Origin of the sequence: Arthrobacter sp. CDRTa11 (assembly GCF_026427775.1) — a bacterium.
Lineage (GTDB): Bacteria > Actinomycetota > Actinomycetes > Actinomycetales > Micrococcaceae > Arthrobacter.
Window position 1 is genome coordinate 659,441 of the sequence record NZ_CP044532.1, and the last position, 16,797, is coordinate 676,237.

At 64.8% G+C, this 16,797-nt stretch carries 12 protein-coding genes; 9 read left to right on the plus strand and 3 right to left on the minus strand.

Features of this window, described 5'->3' with window-relative positions:
* Positions 1-266 precede the first annotated feature (266 nt).
* The 8 genes from F8G81_RS03070 (at position 267) to F8G81_RS03105 (ending at position 12,589) form a co-directional block, all read left to right on the plus strand.
* Entirely contained in the window at positions 267-1,283 is a 1,017-nt protein-coding gene (locus F8G81_RS03070) for a LacI family DNA-binding transcriptional regulator (protein WP_323809246.1), read from the plus strand.
* A gap of 77 nt (positions 1,284-1,360) precedes the next feature.
* A complete protein-coding gene (locus F8G81_RS03075; protein WP_267277566.1) occupies positions 1,361-3,034 on the plus strand; it encodes an ABC transporter substrate-binding protein in 1,674 nt (557 codons plus the stop codon).
* A gap of 116 nt (positions 3,035-3,150) precedes the next feature.
* Positions 3,151-4,128, plus strand: a complete 978-nt coding sequence (locus F8G81_RS03080; protein ID WP_267277567.1) for an ABC transporter permease — start codon at positions 3,151-3,153, stop codon at positions 4,126-4,128.
* Between the two features lie 12 nt (positions 4,129-4,140).
* A complete protein-coding gene (locus tag F8G81_RS03085) occupies positions 4,141-5,184 on the plus strand; it encodes an ABC transporter permease (protein WP_267277568.1) in 1,044 nt (347 codons plus the stop codon).
* Positions 5,181-6,116, plus strand: coding sequence for an ABC transporter ATP-binding protein (locus F8G81_RS03090; RefSeq protein ID WP_267277569.1), 936 nt, complete (start codon positions 5,181-5,183; stop codon positions 6,114-6,116). Before F8G81_RS03085 ends, F8G81_RS03090 begins: the two co-directional genes overlap by 4 nt.
* A complete protein-coding gene (locus F8G81_RS03095) occupies positions 6,113-7,192 on the plus strand; it encodes an ABC transporter ATP-binding protein (RefSeq protein ID WP_267277570.1) in 1,080 nt (359 codons plus the stop codon). The genes F8G81_RS03090 and F8G81_RS03095 overlap by 4 nt, the downstream gene beginning before the upstream one ends.
* A complete protein-coding gene (locus tag F8G81_RS03100; protein WP_267277571.1) occupies positions 7,189-8,742 on the plus strand; it encodes a glycoside hydrolase family 32 protein in 1,554 nt (517 codons plus the stop codon). The genes F8G81_RS03095 and F8G81_RS03100 overlap by 4 nt, the downstream gene beginning before the upstream one ends.
* A 115-nt stretch (positions 8,743-8,857) precedes the next feature.
* The gene (locus F8G81_RS03105) at positions 8,858-12,589 is read left to right on the plus strand and encodes a glycoside hydrolase family 32 protein (RefSeq protein WP_267277572.1); all 3,732 of its coding nucleotides are present in this window, start codon (positions 8,858-8,860) and stop codon (positions 12,587-12,589) included.
* Here the strand turns inward: F8G81_RS03105 and F8G81_RS03110 are convergent.
* Entirely contained in the window at positions 12,573-13,136 is a 564-nt protein-coding gene (locus tag F8G81_RS03110) for a TetR/AcrR family transcriptional regulator (RefSeq protein ID WP_267277573.1), read from the minus strand. The genes F8G81_RS03105 and F8G81_RS03110 overlap by 17 nt on opposite strands.
* A 238-nt stretch (positions 13,137-13,374) precedes the next feature.
* On the opposite strand from F8G81_RS03110, the gene F8G81_RS03115 reads away from it, so the two are divergent.
* Positions 13,375-15,618 carry an MMPL family transporter gene (locus F8G81_RS03115; protein ID WP_267277574.1) on the plus strand — a complete coding sequence of 748 codons (2,244 nt, stop codon included), beginning with the start codon at positions 13,375-13,377 and terminating at the stop codon, positions 15,616-15,618.
* Between the two features lie 53 nt (positions 15,619-15,671).
* On the opposite strand, the gene F8G81_RS03120 is transcribed toward F8G81_RS03115, so the two are convergent.
* Entirely contained in the window at positions 15,672-16,103 is a 432-nt protein-coding gene (locus F8G81_RS03120; RefSeq protein ID WP_267277575.1) for a toxin-antitoxin system YwqK family antitoxin, read from the minus strand.
* A gap of 30 nt (positions 16,104-16,133) precedes the next feature.
* Positions 16,134-16,730: a hypothetical protein gene (locus F8G81_RS03125; RefSeq protein ID WP_267277576.1), complete on the minus strand. Its 597-nt coding sequence runs from the start codon at positions 16,728-16,730 to the stop codon at positions 16,134-16,136.
* Between the last annotated feature and the right edge of the window lie 67 nt (positions 16,731-16,797).

Consider the following 16,797-nt stretch of genomic DNA (forward strand, 5'->3'; position numbering starts at 1 on the left):
GATCTGCCAACAAGCTTCTGAATGCCGCCGGCCCCTCAAGTTAAACCTGCCCAAGGCGTTGACAGGAATCAACTAACGCGCGTAACCTAAATCACAACGCAGCTGGTAACGCGCGTTAGTAACTCAGAGCAGGCCGGTCTCCCGACTGGCTCCAAAGCAGAATCCCGGAGCATTCAATGGCGAACAGCAACGCACGCGCACAGGCTGTGGATGGCGGCACGTCCGCACCGTCGGCGTCGGGAGCCCCTGCACAACGCGGCGTCACCATGGCGGATGTTGCCAAGCATGCCGGAGTGTCCCGCACCGCCGTCTCGTTCGTCCTGAGCAACCGGGGGGACACCAGCATTTCGCAGGAGACCAAGCACCGTATCCTCGAAGCCGTGCAGACCCTAGGGTACCGGCCGAACGCCGGCGCCCGGGCCCTGGCTTCGCAGCGCAGTGACTGGTATGGAATCGTCACTGAGATCGTCACGGCACCGTTCGCCGTCGACATCATCAAAGGCGCGCAGGACCAGGCCTGGCTGGACCGCAAGTTCCTGCTCATCGCCCCGTCAGACCAGGCCGATGCCGTAGGACCGAACCAGGGCCTGGAAGATGCCGCTGTGGAAAAGCTGCTGGAACAAAGGGTGGAAGGACTTCTGTACGCGGCCACCTTCCACCGGCCCGTGCACGTTCCGAAAAGCACCCATGAGGTGCCCACTGTCCTGATCAACTGCTTCGACGCGGACGGGAAGCTGCCTTCGATCGTGCCGGACGAACGCGCCGGCGGCCGGATCGCCGTCGAGCGTTTGCTCCAGGCCGGCCACAAGAGGATCGGTGTCATCAACCTGGATCCGAACATCCCCGCCGCCGTCGGACGACTGGAGGGGTGCCGTGAAGCACTCGCCGAAGCAGGGCTGGAACTGGACCCTGATCTTGTGGTCTCGGGATACGCGACGGCGGACGGCGGCTACGAGGCAGCGTGCGAAATCCTCGATAAATTTCCGGCCGGAGCAGGCAGGCCAACGGCACTGTTCTGCCTCAATGACCGGATGGCCATGGGCGCCTATGACGCCATCAAGGAACGTGGACTGGCCATCCCCCAAGACATCGCCGTGATCGGCTTCGACAACCAGGAACTCATTTCGGCCTACCTCAGGCCCAAACTGACAACGGTTGCGTTGCCCTTCCAGGAGATGGGTGCGCTGGGTGTCCAGACACTCGCAAGCCTTACAGCAGGACAGCCGATCACCGCACACCAGCAAATGGTCGACTGTCCGCTGCTAGAACGCTTTTCAGTCTGACGGCAAATCAACAACTGAAGAGCAACCCCAACCACACCTTCACCTTCAGCGATGAAGAGAGGAAAGAGATATCCATCATGACACAATCGCGATTCCTCAGGTCTGCCCGCATCACCGCGGCCAGCCTGGCAGTAGGTGCCCTGCTGCTCACCGGCTGCTCGGCCAACCAGGGCAGCCAGTCCAACGCCGGCGGTTCGGCTGAAAGCGCCCTCCTGACCATTCCGCGGGAGGACATGGGCACCTTCGTCAGGAACTTCAACCCGTTTGCCCCCACCGTGGCCCCCATGACGCAACAGGCCATCTACGAATCCCTGTTGATCTACAACCCCGCCAAGGGTGAAACCACGCCGTGGCTTGCCAGCGAGTGGAAGGCTGCAGAGGACGGCAAGTCCGTCGTCTTCACGCTCCGTGAGGGTGTGAAATGGTCCGACGGCCAGCCCCTCGTTCCCGCTGATGTGGTGACCACGTTCGCGCTGCAGAAGAAAATCAAGGGCGGCTACGAGTATCTGGATACGGTTGCTGCCGAGGGCACGAACCAGGTGAAGTTCACGTTCAAGACTGCCTGGTCGCCGGCCCTGTTCGACCTGGGCCAGCTGAGTATCCTGCCCGACCACGTCTGGTCCAAGATCGCCGATCCTGAGAAGGACGCCAACGAAAAGCCCGTGGGCACCGGCCCCTACACCGAGGTGGACACCTTCCAGGCGCAGTCCTTTGTGCTGAAGAAGAACCCGAACTACTGGCAGCCGGAAAAGCAGAAGATCGCCGGCATCAAGATGCTCGCGTTTGCCGGAAACGACGGCGCCAACCTCGCCGCTGCCAACGGCGACGTGGACTGGGCTCCGCAGTACATGCCCAACATCGAAAAGACGTTCATCTCCAAGGACCCGGACCACCGCAGGTACTGGTTCCCGCCCACGGGTTCGATGATCAACTGGCAGCTGAACACCACCAAGGCCCCGTTCGATGACGCGAACGTCCGCAAGGCCCTCAGCATGGCCGTGGACCGTGAACAGGTCACCAAGATCGGCATGAGCGGCTACACCAAGCCCGCCGACTGCACGGGGCTGTCCGGGAACTACGAAACATGGAAGAACAAGAAGGTCCAGGAGGACTGCGACTGGACCAAGCTGGACGTCGACGCGGCGAACAAGCTGCTTGACGACGCCGGCTACGCCAAGGGCGCGGACGGCAAGCGTGTCTTCAAGGACGGCAAGCCCTTCGAATTCAAGATTTCCGTGGGTGCCGCTTCCTCTGACTGGCTCTCCGTGGCCAACGTGATCGCGCAGAACCTCGCCGAGGTGGGCGTCACCGTCAAGGTGGATTCCCCGGACTGGGCCGCCGTGGTGGCCGGCTATGAGACGGGCGACTTTGACTCCGGCATTGTGTGGAGCGCCAACGACCCCAGCCCGTACAAGTTCTTCGCGGGCCTGATGGGAACGTCCACGGTGAAGCCGGTGGGGGAGAAGGCCTTCGAGAACTACCACCGCTTCGGTGATCCGACGGCGGACGGCCTCCTCACCGAGTTCGCCGCCGCGGCGGACGAGGACACCCAGCACGCCGTCGCGGACAAACTCCAGGAGGAGTACAGCGCCGAGGCCCCGGTCATCCCGCTGTTCGCCGGCCCGGAATGGGGCGCCTACAACGACACCCGGTTCACGGGCTGGCCCACCGAGGACAACCCGTACGCCACGCTGTCAGTGCGGGCGCCCACCACGGTGCTGGTCCTGACGTCGCTGGAACCGCGCAAGTAACACGCAACTAACCACGCAAGTATCCACTTGCCTCCACGCGGACCCGTGCTGCCGCTCAACGCAGCAGCGCGGGTCCGCCATCCAAACTTTCCGCAATTCCCGAATGGAGGGAAACCGTGCGCTTTATCCTGCGCCGCCTGGGTTTCTACCTGATTGCCTTCTGGGTGTCCATCACTTTGAATTTTCTGCTCCCGCGCTTTATGCCCGGAGATCCCGTGTCCCGCATGTTTGCCCGCACCCAGGACCGGATGCAGCCCGAACAGATCGAGGCGCTCCGCAAGCTCCTCGGCGTGGACGACCGGCCCCTGTGGGAGCAGTACATCGGTTACCTGCACAACATGCTCACCGGGCAGATGGGTGTCTCCATCTCCCGCTTCCCCACCCCGGTGACAGAGGTCATTGCCTCCCAAGTGGGCTGGACGCTCCTGCTGGGCGGGACCGCACTGGTGATTGCCGCCGTCGTGGGCAACCTGCTGGGAATCCTGGCGGCGTGGCGGCGTGGAGGCGCCATCGACTCCGCCCTCCCGCCGATCCTGATTTTCATCGGATCCTTCCCCTACTTCTGGCTCGCCATGGGCGCCCTGTACCTGTTCGGCGTCACCCTGGGCTGGTTCCCCATCCGGCACGCCTTCAGCGACACGATTGAGCCCAGCTTCAGCTGGGAGTTTATGTCCGACGTCGGCATGCACCTGGTGCTGCCGGCCCTCACCATCGTGCTGGTCTCGGTGGGCGGCTGGATGCTGGGCATGCGGAACACCATGATCGCCACCAACGCCGAGGACTACATCACCATGGCAGAGGCAAAAGGGCTGCGGCCGGGGCGGATCATGTTCCGCTACGCCGCCCGCAACGCCATGCTGCCGTCGGTCACGAGCTTCGGCATGAGCCTGGGCTTTGTGGTGGGCGGCGCGCTCCTGACAGAGGTGGTGTTTGCCTACCCAGGAGTGGGCTACCAGCTCCTGAACGCCGTGCAGGGCCTGGACTATCCGCTCATGCAGGGCCTGTTCCTGACCATCACGGCCGCCGTGCTGCTGGCCAACTTCCTGGTGGACATCCTCTACGTCCGCCTCGACCCGCGCGTGCGCAGCAACTAGGAAGGACGGACCATGACAAGCTCCATCGCAACCACAGCCTCCACCATTTCGGCAGAGACCCTCGCCGGCTCCCGTCCCGGCAAATCGTCAGGACAGACGTCCGACGGCGGCGCCGGACTTCCGCCCCAAGGCTCAGTCCGGCAGCCCAACAGGACACTCCTGCACGGGCTGCTGACCAACAAGAAGGCCATGGCCGGCACCGCCATCCTGCTCATCTTCATCGCCCTGGCGCTGCTCGCCCCCGTGCTGTATCCGGACAACCCCTCCAAGATCACGGGCATGGCATCCCAGGAACCCGACGCTGAATTCTGGCTGGGCACCACAGCCAAGGGCCAGGACGTCCTGGCGCTGACCATCCACGGGGCGCGCAGCTCACTGCTGGTGGGCCTGACCGTGGGTTTTGCCTCCACGTTCATCGGCATCCTGGTGGGGCTGGCCTCCGCGTACTTTGGCAAGTTCATCGACGAGGCCCTGTCCCTGACCACCAACGTGTTCCTGCTCCTGCCGGGACTGCCGCTGCTGGTGATCCTGGCAGCTTTCCTGCCGCCGGGCCTTGGCACCGTGATCCTGGTCCTGGTGGTCACCGGCTGGGCGGGTTCGGCCCGGGTGCTGCGCTCGCAGGCCCTGTCCATCCGCTCCAAGGACTTTGTTGCCGCCGCCGTGGTGACCGGTGAACGGCCGCTGCGCATCATGTTCCGGGAGATCCTGCCCAACATGGCCTCCATCGTGATGGGCACGCTCCTGGCCTGCATCATCTACGGAATCGGCGCCCAGGCCGGCCTGGAGTTCCTTGGCCTGGGGGACGTCAGCACGGTCTCCTGGGGCAACAACCTCTACTGGGCAGGCAATGAAGGCGCCCTGCTGACAGGCAGCTGGTGGGTGTTCATCCCGTCCGGCCTGTGCATTGCCCTGGTCGCCTTCTCGCTGTCGCTTATCAATTACGCGGTGGATGAGGTCACCAACCCTCGACTGAGGAAAATCAGACTGCGGAAGATCCGGAAGACCAAGCCGGCAGCCACCAAGTCCGCTACCTCCGGAAAGCGAGCAGCAGCATGACCGTTTCCCAAACTTCCTTCGGTTCCCACGAACCGGTGCTGGAGATCAAGGACCTCACCGTGAAGTACCGCGGTGACACCCGGTCCACCATTGCCGTCGACCGCGTTTCCTTCAGCATCGGCGTGGGCGAAATTTTCGGCCTGGCTGGCGAGTCCGGCTGCGGCAAGTCCACCATTGCCAACGCCATCATGCGGTTGCTGCGCGACCCCGCGGAGATCTCCGGCGGCAGCATCCGCTTCGGCGGCAAGGATGTCCTGTCCATGGGCAGCGAGGAGCTGCGGCGCTTCCGCTGGCAGGACGTGGCCATGGTGTTCCAGTCGGCCATGAACTCGCTGAACCCGGTGATGACCATCGGGGACCAGATCGTGGATATCTACACCACGCATGCTGGCTATTCCCGGAAGGAGTCTTTGCGGCGGGCCGCGGAACTGCTTGAGCTGGTCCGGATCGACCCTGCCCGGCTGAAGTCGTATCCGCACCAGCTGTCCGGCGGGATGCGCCAGCGTGCGGTGATCGCCATGGCCGTGGCATTGAAGCCCTCGCTGCTGATCCTGGATGAACCAACCACCGCCCTGGACGTGGTGGTGCAGCAGGAGATTATGGCCCAGATCAAGGAACTGCAGCACGAACTGGGCTTTTCGGTCCTCTTCATCACCCACGACATGTCCCTCATGGTGGAGCTTTCGCACCGGATGGCCGTGATGTACGGCGGCCGGATTGTGGAGACTGCGCGGGCCAAGCACATCCACACGGCTCCGCTGCACCCGTATACGCAGGCCCTGATGGGGGCCTTCCCGCCGCTCACCGGCCCCCGGGTCCCGCTGACAGGCCTGGCGGACGGCGTGAAGTTCAGCGACATTGCGGACCTCCAAGAGGTCACGCCCGGGCACTTCGTATCTCCTCTTCCCGTTCTGCAAGGAGCGCAGCCATGAGCACCAACACCCCTGCCCAGCAGGTTCCAGCCCTGGAGGTGCGCGGCCTGGTCAAGGACTTCCACAGCGGCGGACTGTTCTCCCGGGCATCCGTGCGGGCCCTGGGCGGTGTGGACCTGGCCATCGGCAAGGGCGAGATCGTGGCGCTTGTTGGCGAGTCCGGCTCAGGCAAGAGCACCCTGGCCCGCTGCGTGGCCCGGCTTGAAAAGCCCACGGCCGGCCAGATCCTGGTCAACGGCGTCAACGTCCTGAAGCGGGACCGCTTCCAGGCCTCCAGGGAATACCGGTCGCAGCTGCAGATGGTGTTCCAGGACCCGTTCGGTTCACTGAACCCGGTCCACCGTATCGAGCACTTCCTCACCCGGTCACTGACCCTCCACGGCAAGGCAGGGACCCCGGACCAGCTGCGGACGCGCCTGGATCAGCTCATGGCCACGGTGGGCCTGACGCCGGACATGCTCAACTCCTACCCGCATGAGCTTTCCGGCGGGCAGCGGCAGCGGGTAGCCATCGCCAGGGCGCTCGCCGTGGAGCCGGACGTGATCCTGGCTGACGAACCGACGTCCATGCTCGATGTCTCCGTCCGGATCGGAATCCTCAACCTGATGCGCCAACTGCGGGACAGCCAGGGGATCTCCATGCTCTACATCACCCATGACCTGGCGTCTGCCCGCTATTTGGCGGACCGCATCGCCGTGATGTTCGCAGGTGAAATTGTGGAGGAAGGCGAATCGCTTGATCTGCTGGCCAACCCGGCCCACCCCTACACCCGGCTCCTGGTCTCTGCCGTGCCGGATCCGTCACGCACCGGCTCCTACGATCCCGCCGAACGGGCAGCACTGCGGGCTGCGGTGATGGAATCGGCGTCGTGCGCTTTCGACGGCGATCCGCAGCAGCGCTGCTCCGCCACCGGACCGGTGCGGCATGCCGTGGGTGATGCGGCCAACCGGCACTGGGTGCGCTGCCACCTGTACCGGCCGCCGGCCGCCGCGGCCGGCCACGCACTTTCCTCCGATGCCTTAGCTGCCCTCGCGGCGGCAGACGGCTCCCTCACAGAATCCAAGGCATCCGCATGACTGAACTGACCCATCCCCTGGCCACCGTCCCCCGGGACGAGCTGGTGGCCCGGGCCGAAGCGGACCCGCACCGGCCGCGTTTCCACTTCGTCTCTCCCGGCGGGTGGCTGAATGACCCCAACGGTGTGGGTCAGTGGAATGGCACCTATCACCTCTTCTACCAGTACAACCCGGAGGGAGCCTTTCACCACCGCATCCTGTGGGGCCACGCCACCAGCGAGGACCTCGTGAACTGGACGGACCAGCCTGTTGCGTTGGAACCCACTGCGGGGCCGGATGCGGACGGCTGCTGGTCGGGAGTGCTGGTGAACGACGACGGGACGCCCACCCTGGTCTACTCCGGCCGGCAGGGTGAGCGTGAGCTTCCCTGCGTGGCAACAGGTTCCCCGGACCTCCTGACCTGGACCAAGTTTGATGCAAACCCCGTCATCCCGGGACCGCCCGCGGGTGTGGACATCACGGCCTACCGCGACCATTGCGTTTGGCGCGAAGGATCCCGCTGGCGGCAGCTGGTGGGCTCGGGCATCCGGGGGAGGGGCGGCACCGCCTTCCTCTACGAGTCCGAGGACCTGCGGTCCTGGACGTATGTGGGGCCGCTCTTCATTGGTGACGCCTCCGCGGGGGATCCGGCAGGCACCAGCTGGGAAGGCACCATGTGGGAGTGCGTGGATCTCTTTCGAGCCGGCACCGGGACACTGGGCGACGGGGCCGACGGCGGCGACGCGCAAGTGGACGCCCTGGTGTTCTCCGCCTGGGACGACGGCGCCACCCGCCATCCGCTGTACTGGACCGGCCGCTACAGTGGGGATTCGTTCACACCACGCCAATTGCACAGACTGGACTACGGCGGCCGTTACTTCTACGCGCCCCAGTCGTTCGCTGACGAATCCGGCAGGCGGGTGATGTTCGGCTGGCTCCAGGAGGGCCGCACGGACGCGGCGATGGTGGAGGCAGGCTGGTCCGGCGTGATGAGCCTGCCGCGCATTGCCACCCTGGACCCTGCGGGGGAGCTGGTATTTGCCCCGGTACCTGAAATCGAATCCCTGCGCTACGGCCACGTCCGGCTGGGCCCGGAAGCTCTCAGCGGCTTCAAGGTGCTGGACGGCGTCGACGGAAACCAGCTGGATCTTGAACTGGATCTGGACCTCGAACCTGGAAGTGTCTTCAGGCTCGGCATTCTCGGCACGCCCTCGGGAACCGGAGACATGGCTGAGGAAACCGTCATCGAGGTGGGCTGCCAGGCAGCTAACGGTACCGAAGGGTCATATCTGCGGCTGGACCGCACGCGCAGCAGCCTGGACACATCCGTGGATGTTGAGGAACTGTCCGGCCCGGTTGCCCTCCCGGACGGCAGGCTGCGGCTTCGCGTCATCGTGGACCACTCTGCGCTGGAGGTTTTTGCCAACGGTAAACCCCTGACCGCGCGGGCCTACCCCACCCTCGGCGGCGGCAGCGTGCGCCTGTCCGCTGTCGGACCGGTCCGGCTGCGGCAACTCGACGCCTGGCGGATGGAAGACGTTTTCGACGGGCCACGCCCGCTCTTTCCCTGAAATCTCCGCGGATACTCCCTGCCTGCCGCTCATACCTTCTTCGTGGTGAAGCGCATGAGCGGCAGGGAGGGATGCACACCGCTGCCCACATTTCCCAGGATCAAAGGTGATCTGAATGCCGAAAAGACTTGTCGCAGGAATCGCCGCAGCCGCCCTTGGGCTCGGCACGCTGACCGCGGGGGCCGTCCTGGCTCCGGCAATCCTCGCCGGACCTGCGCAGGCTTCCGGCCAGGCGCCCGTCACGGTGAACAGCACTACCAGTCCCGTTCCCGATGCCGTTGCCCTGCCGGACAGCGGCACCTGGACCCGGACCGCGGACGCCGGGTACACCGCCGTGGTCCCGGCCGGACAGAACGGCACGGCCATCAGCGAACAACGGATCAGCGGCACTGCCCGGTACACCGCCGGAGTGTCCGTTGACCCCGGGACTCCCTACGGCGTGGGGACGCTGCTTTTCAGGGCCGCGGCAGACGGCAGCGACGGCTATGCGGTGGCCATCGATCCCAACCTTGACCGGGTCAGGCTGTTCGACCTCGCCACCGGGCAAGACGTGGTTCCGTCAGCAGCCGTGCCGCTGGACACCGGCCGCACCTACTCCGTGGACGTTCATGTGGACGGCCCGCGCATCTATGTTGCGGTGGACGGCGTTGAACGCCTGGATGTCCTGGACCAGCGGTATCAAAGCGGGCATCTGGGCCTGCTTGCCTACAACGGCAAGGTCCAGTTCGGGCAGCCCTCAGCCCGCTCCGTGGAGGCGAACGTCACCGGCTGGACCACTTCCGGCCCCGGCTGGCAGGCGACCGCCACCGGCTTGCGTGGCTCGGCCGGGTCCGGCGCCAACCTCCGGACCATTGCCACCGGCCAGACCGCGCAGGTCACGGATTTCACCGCGGACATCCAGATCCGTTCCGCGCATGCCGTTGGAGCGGTCCTCTTCCGCAGCAACAGCACCGGCAGCACAGGTTACGCTGCGGAAGTGGACCCGAACGCCGGGCGGCTGCGGCTCTACCGGATCGGCGACAACGCGACTTTGGGCACCTACAACACACCCATTACGGTCAACAACGTTTATCGGCTCCGGGTGACGGCCGACGGCGGCAAGCTTGCCGTCCACTGGCAGACCGACTTCCTTGATCCGAACGGCTACGCCCCGGTCATCACAGCCCAGGACGCCTCCCATGGTTCCGGCCACGTCGGACTTCTGTCCTTCAATGGGGAATCGGTCTTCCAGGGGATGACGCTCAAGGGCCTGGAGAGTTCGCTCCAAGGCTGGCGTACTGCCGCCGGCAGTTGGGAACCTGACGCCAGGGGCATGCGCGGCGCGGTGGACGGCTTGCCGGCGGGCGGGGAAGCCGCGCGCTTCATTCCGGCGGTGGCCTCCGACGTCGTGGTGTCCCTTGACCTGGACGTTGCGTCCCCGGCCACGGCCGCCGTGGTGGTCCGCGGCAATGCTGACGGCAGCGGCGGCACTGAATTGAGGATCGACCCCGGCGCCGGGACGGTTGTCCTGAAGGACCGGGCCAGCGGAACTGTCCTTGCATCCGGCGCAATGCCGCCGCACAGCTTTGCCGCCGGCCAGCTGAACCGGGTCCAGCTCACCGTTCAAGGGACACAGGCCACTGCCCTGGTCAACGGCATTCAGGCGCTCAGCGGGACGGCCGGGACTGCCGCAGGAAAGGGCTTCGGGCTGCTCGTCGGCGGCGGCGGAGCCTACTTCCAGAATGTCCGGGCGGACGATGTGGCGGCGTACATGAACGGCCTGTACCAGCCCGGCTTCCACTACAGCCAGAACTCCGGCAACAGCTCAGACCCCAACGGTCTGGTGTATTTCGACGGCGAATACCATTTGTTCCACCAGGACCGCGGCCGCTGGGCCCACGCCGTGAGTACCGACCTGCTGCACTGGAAGCAGTTGCCCATCGCCCTGCCGCACCTGGCGGCCGGCGAATCATGGTCCGGGTCCGCGGTGGTGGACGCCACGGATTCCACCGGACTCTTCGGCGGCGGGCAGGGCCTGGTGGCGTTCTACACGAGCTTTAATCACGATGCACCCAACGGAAACCAGTCGGTGCGCGCCGCCTACAGTGCGGACCATGGCCGCACGTGGCAGGTGGCGCAGGCCCCACCCGTGGTGCAAAATCCCGGAGGGCCCGACGGCGGCTGGGACTTCCGGGATCCGAAGGTCACCTGGGACAGCGCCACCGGTCAGTGGATCATGGTGGTGGCCGCCGGGGACCACCTGCGGTTCTACACCTCCACAGACCTGCTGCACTGGACCTTCGCCAGCACCTTCGGATACGGCAACTGGGTGCGCGGCGGAGTGCTGGAATGTCCGGACTTTTTTGAACTACCCGTCGAAGGCCAGCCCGGGGTGAAGCGCTGGGTGCTCTGGTGGAGCACCGGAGCAGTGCGGTCAACGAACGGCTCGGCCGCCCAATATGTCACCGGCACCTGGAACGGAACCGCCTTCACACCGGATACCGGTCCTGACCAGGTGCTGCAGGCGGATGCCGGCCGGGACTACTACGCCGCCATGAGCTTCTTCGGCGCTCCGGACGGCCGGCGCATCATGCTCGGATGGATGAGCAACTGGGACTATGCCTTCAGCCCGCCCACGGGCCGCTGGAACGGCCAGCTGAGCGTTCCGCGTGAGATCAGCCTGAAAGACGTTCCGGGCGCCGGGCTCAGGCTGGCCCAGGAACCCGTTCCGGAGCTCAACGGCCTGCGGAGCTCCTTATGGCAGGCCTCGGATGTCCTGGTGACGCCCACGTCGGCCAATCCCCTGGCTGGAGCCTCCGGACGGTCTTTGGAACTGGAGGCCGAGGTGGCCGTTCCCTCATCCGGGGGCGCGTCGGCCTTTTCCTTCGGACTCCGGAAGGGGACTGTGGACGGCGTGGTCCAGGAAACCCTGCTCCGCTATGACACCGGCGCGGGAACGCTCACCCTGGACCGGGGCCGGTCCGGCCGGGAGGATTTCACCAGGTACTTTGCCGCTGATCCGGCGGACAACGCCGGCACACGGTGGAGTTCCTCCACGGTTGCGGTGGCAGGCGGCGGCACGGAACGCCGGGTCAGGGTGCGGGTGCTGGTGGACTCCTCATCCGTGGAAGTCTTTGGCGGGGACGGAACGGCGGCCCTAACGTCGCTCATCTTCCCCGGCCCGGACTCCACCGGATTGTCCCTGAACGCCGACGGCGGGAACGTCAGGCTGGTTTCCGCCACGGTCCATCAGCTGGCCGACACCTCCAGGCTGACCAGCGCGCCGCCGTCGGCCGTTCTGCCGCCGGCAACCGGCGCAGCACGGCATAACCTGGGCGCCTATACAGTGGTGCCTGGCGGCCGGTGGGAAAGCACAGGAGCGGGGCTGGTGGGAACATTCGACAAAGACTCAACGGCGCTGAGTGCGGGAACATACGCCAATGTGAAGGTGGAGGCGACGGTGCGCTTCGGCGGGGAAGCCTATGCCGGGGCCATGCTCAACGGTGATCTGGCGCCCGAGCGCGGGGATGGCGGCGCCGGCTCCGTGCTGCTTCGGGCGTCGGCTGACGGATCTACCGCCTACTACGTCAATCTGGATCCAAACCTGCGGCTGGTGCGGATTTTCAAGCTTGAGAACGGCTCCTTCAATCCCGCCACCAGCATCTTGGCCAGCGTCCCGGTGCTGCTCACGCATGGCCTGAGCTACCGGCTGGAGGTCCAGGCCGACGGCGGCAGGCTGACGGTGAATCTGGACGGCGCCCGGCTGATCGATGTGGTGGATAACAGCCTGGCGTCGGGCCGGGTGGGACTGAATGTCTTCGACGGACGGGCGGGGTACCAGGACGTGCGGGTCACTGCGCTGTCCTGACCCGAACATTTGGCGGGCTGGCAGGCCCGTTCTGATGCGGCTTCCCCATGAGAAGAAGCTGTCCCAGGGTTATGAGTTCGCTGCGGAGAGCTTCATCGTCGATGTCGGCCAGGGCCGGATCTATGCCGACGCTGGCAAGTCCTCCGCCGAACAGGGAAACAGCCACCCTGTGGCGGGTGTCTGGTTCGGGCCCCAGGAGCATCCCACCTAACTGCAAGATGAGCTGGGCTGCCTCGCTGTGCGTCTCGAGGAAGCGGCGGACTTCCGGATCATGGCTGAGTGCCGCCACCACTTCCCGTTGGGCGATCACAAGGCCGGAGAGTCCCACGATGGCCGCCTCCTGAGGTGACTGTGAAGTGTCGGCGTCGGCGATGATGCGGCGCATCTGTGCGAAGGCGGGCGCGAGGACCGCTTCGATGATGCCTTCCTTGGTCTTGAACTGGTAATAGACGGCGGCTTTCCCGATTCCCAGGCGATCGGCAATCATCTGCAGGGAGGTCCCGCTGACGCCCCGCTCGGAGAAAAGTTCGAGGGCTGCCGCAACCACTCGGTCGCGTCCCTGGCCTCGCGGTGCTTTTGGTTTCCCCACAGTCCCCCCTGATCGCGGCAGGCACGATACGCCTGCATCCGCTCCTTCGTCCGAAGCACTTGTCACCCATTCTACGCACAAGTTAGCCGAACGGCTTGTAAAAGCTGAGCCGATTGGCTAACTTGATAGTTAGCCAATCGGCTTGGATGTGAACGAATCCTCCATCCACACAAAATCCCTTCCAGGAGGTCCTGTCATGGCTGCTTTTCTGTACCGTTTTGGGCGCTGTATGTTCCGGCGCCGGCGTCTGGTCCTCATCCTGTGGGCCATGGTTCTTGCCGGGCTTGGTGCTGGCGCCGCAACGTTGTCCGGTCCCGTGTCCAATTCGGTTTCGATTCCAGGTACGGAGTCGCAGCGCGCGCTTGACTTGCTCACGTCGCGAACAGGGGCTAACGCAGATTCGGCTACAGCAAGGGTGGTATTTGTCGCGGCCGAGGGCCAGACCCTGGCAACACCGTCAGCGCAGGAGGCAATCCAGACTGCGGTGAAGAACGTCTCAGAGCTTCCACATGTCAGGGCGGTGGCAGATCCTTTCGTTTCACGCGCGGTTTCGCCCGACGAACGCACGGCGTTCGCGACTGTCAGCTATGCCGTGAAGGCCTCTGACCTGGGAACGGCGGAGCGTGAAGCGCTCTTCCAAGCAGGCCGCAGTGCCGAGTCCGCCGGCCTGACTGTTGAATTCGGTGGCGATGCCGTCACGGCATCCCCGGAGCAGAGTGCCACGGAGGGAATTGGCGTCATCATGGCAGCGCTGGTCCTCCTGATCACCTTCGGAGCGCTCGTCGCGGCCGGACTGCCGTTGCTGACTGCGATTATCAGCGTCGGTGCCGGGATGCTTTGCATCCAGATCGCCAGCGGCTTCTTCGAACTCGGTTCCAACACCTCGTCCCTGGCCCTCATGCTCGGCCTGGCCGTGGGAATCGATTACGCCCTGTTCATCGTCTCGCGGTACCGGCATGAGCTGATCGAAGGTCATTCCCCGGAAGAGGCGGCGGGCCGGGCGGTTGGGACGGCTGGATCGGCCGTCGTGTTCGCAGGGTTGACCGTCATTATCGCCCTCGCCGCGCTGTCTGTGGTGGGCATCCCGTTCCTGATGCAGATGGGCCTGGCTGCCGCCGCAACTGTCCTGGGAGCAGTTGCTATTGCTATCACCCTGCTTCCGGCACTGCTGGGCTTCGCCGGAGAAAGTGTCCTTGGCCGGAAGGGCCGCGCGGCCCGGGCAGCCGGAGGAAACGGAGCGCAGGCGGCAGGGAAGGTCCCTTTGGGGGAGCGGTGGGCCCGTGGCGTGCTGCGCCACCGCGTCCTGGCGGTGCTGGGTGTCATCATCACGCTCGGCGTCGTGGCAATACCTGCACTGGACATGCGCCTTGGGCTGCCTTCCGACGCGACCGCCTCTGCCCGGACCACCGAGCACAAGGCCTACCAGGCCCTGGCTGACGGGTTCGGGGCCGGCTTCAACGGCCCTCTTGTGATCGTTGCCGACCTCGCCAATGCTGAGGCTCCCCAGCAGGCGGCACAGACCATTGGCGAGGACCTGTCCAAGATCGCCGGTGTCGCCGTCGTAACCCCGGCGGCGTTCGGTCAGGGCGGCGACACCGCAGTGATCACCGTGATTCCGAAGAGCGGGCCAGCCAGCGTCCAGACGGAGGACCTTGTCCATACCATCCGTGACGATTCCGGCGACTGGCGGTCCCAGACCGGCGCGCAGGTCTACGTGACCGGAACCACCGCTGCAGGCATCGATGTCTCGCAGAAACTCTCTGATGCCCTTGTTCCTTATCTTGCTGTCATTGTCGGGCTCGCGTTCGTTCTTCTGATGCTCGTCTTCCGCAGCATTCTCATCCCGCTCAAAGCCGTCGGCGGTTTCCTCCTCAGTGTTATGGCAGCTTTCGGCGCCGTGGTGGCGGTATTCCAGAATGGCTTCGCCGCCAGTATCCTCGGCATCGACAATCCCGGACCCATCATCAGCTTCCTGCCGATCCTTCTGGTGGGCATCCTCTTTGGCCTCGCCATGGACTATGAAGTATTTCTCGTGACCCGGATACGCGAGGAGCACGTCCATGGCGCGACCGCCGACGAATCGATCGCCCTCGGATTCCGCCACGGGGCGCGTGTAGTCACGGCCGCGGCCCTGATCATGGTCGGCGTGTTCGCCGGGTTCATCACGGCAACCGAGCCGGTGGTCAAGTCCATCGGCTTCGCCCTTGCCATCGGCGTATTCGCTGACGCATTCCTGGTACGGATGACCCTGGTTCCTGCCCTGATGTCACTGCTCGGCAACAGGGCGTACTGGCTGCCCCGGTGGTTTGAGCGTGTCCTGCCCGACCTTGATGCGGAAGGCAGCAACCTCACCAAATCCCTTGACACGGCGCCCGCGACATCAGCACCCGTCAGCAATAACGACGGGAACGACCGGGAACCTGCGGCATTGCGGCACTGATCCAAGACCGGCTTGCTCGACGGCGGTGGCAGTGAACCCCTGTAAAGGACCTCCTACAGATACTTATTGTAGGCTTCCCTGAACTTGAGCAGGATGCCGTACTGCGAGTCGGGATCGGCCGGGTCCAGGGTGAACTCGCTGATCAGCGCACCTTGCCCGTTGTACTCCTTCTCATCGATGCGGACGCCCCATTCATAGTTGCCGTCCTCGGCGAGCTGGCCGTTGGCATGCCACTTCTTGCGATTGCCGTGCATGGCGCCAAGGCGGCAGGTGAACTGCGCACGCAGCTGCCCCTGCTCGTCCCAGCTGCGCGACAGGCCGTCACTGAGGCCATCCTTGTATGTCGTTTCGCTCTCGATGGCTCCGTTCGGAAAGCGCCACACTTGGATTCCGGTGAATGGCTCATCGTTCCAGGTCTGAAGTTGGCCCTCCCACTCGAGATCGTCGCCTTCGACGCGCGGCAACGATGGGGATCTACTGTCCATACTTGAGGTCCTCCGGGAGGTGTTGTGTGCTCACTCTGCGGCCGGTTCAGCACTTACCGGCGGGAATCCGCCAGTCGGATAGACCGTGATTCCGGTGATTTGGGCAGGCACCTCCGGTCCCACCAGGACAAAGTTCTTGACCTCCAGGGGCGAGGCATCATCGAGGTAGGCATCCGAGAGCTCAATGAACCTGTTGAACACTTCGGATGGAGCATCCGGGGGGAGCATGCGGCGCAGATCATCGACATAGGGGCTGGCCCCTTCGTACTTCAATTCCTTGCCCTCAGGAGTGTAAATTCTCAGCGAATACATGTTGATGGCCTTGGTTCCTTCCCGGTTATCAACTGCTGCCGAGATGTAGGTGACCGGCGGGGCGCCCACCATCGTCCGGAGCTCCTCAATATCGGAGGCTGCCGGCCCCGGCACCTGCAGGGTGCCGGTGCCGCCGCCGTCGGCCGTGAAAGTGTACGTGCCGGGGCCCGTGAATGGCCGAGGTTCTGAGGAAGCGGTCGCCGCACCCGTGGGAACCGGTGATGCGTGTTGCGTGGCGTCCACAGTGGATCCGCCATCGCAGCCCGTAAGTGCGATGAGCAGCGCCGACCCAGCCAAAGCAAGACGAGCTTTCACTGATCTGCCTTTCAGATACGTCAAGGCGCGCGCACCACCAGGAGGTGTAGCTAAATCCTCGATATAA

Coding starts and splice junctions, on each gene's coding strand:
- F8G81_RS03070 (WP_323809246.1), top strand. CDS start 267: ATGGCGGATGTTGCCAAGCATGCCGGAGTGTCCCGCACCGCCGTCTCG.
- F8G81_RS03075 (WP_267277566.1), top strand. CDS start 1,361: ATGACACAATCGCGATTCCTCAGGTCTGCCCGCATCACCGCGGCCAGC.
- F8G81_RS03085 (WP_267277568.1), top strand. CDS start 4,141: ATGACAAGCTCCATCGCAACCACAGCCTCCACCATTTCGGCAGAGACC.
- F8G81_RS03090 (WP_267277569.1), top strand. CDS start 5,181: ATGACCGTTTCCCAAACTTCCTTCGGTTCCCACGAACCGGTGCTGGAG.
- F8G81_RS03095 (WP_267277570.1), top strand. CDS start 6,113: ATGAGCACCAACACCCCTGCCCAGCAGGTTCCAGCCCTGGAGGTGCGC.
- F8G81_RS03100 (WP_267277571.1), top strand. CDS start 7,189: ATGACTGAACTGACCCATCCCCTGGCCACCGTCCCCCGGGACGAGCTG.
- F8G81_RS03105 (WP_267277572.1), top strand. CDS start 8,858: ATGCCGAAAAGACTTGTCGCAGGAATCGCCGCAGCCGCCCTTGGGCTC.
- F8G81_RS03115 (WP_267277574.1), top strand. CDS start 13,375: ATGGCTGCTTTTCTGTACCGTTTTGGGCGCTGTATGTTCCGGCGCCGG.
- F8G81_RS03120 (WP_267277575.1), bottom strand. CDS start 16,103: ATGGACAGTAGATCCCCATCGTTGCCGCGCGTCGAAGGCGACGATCTC.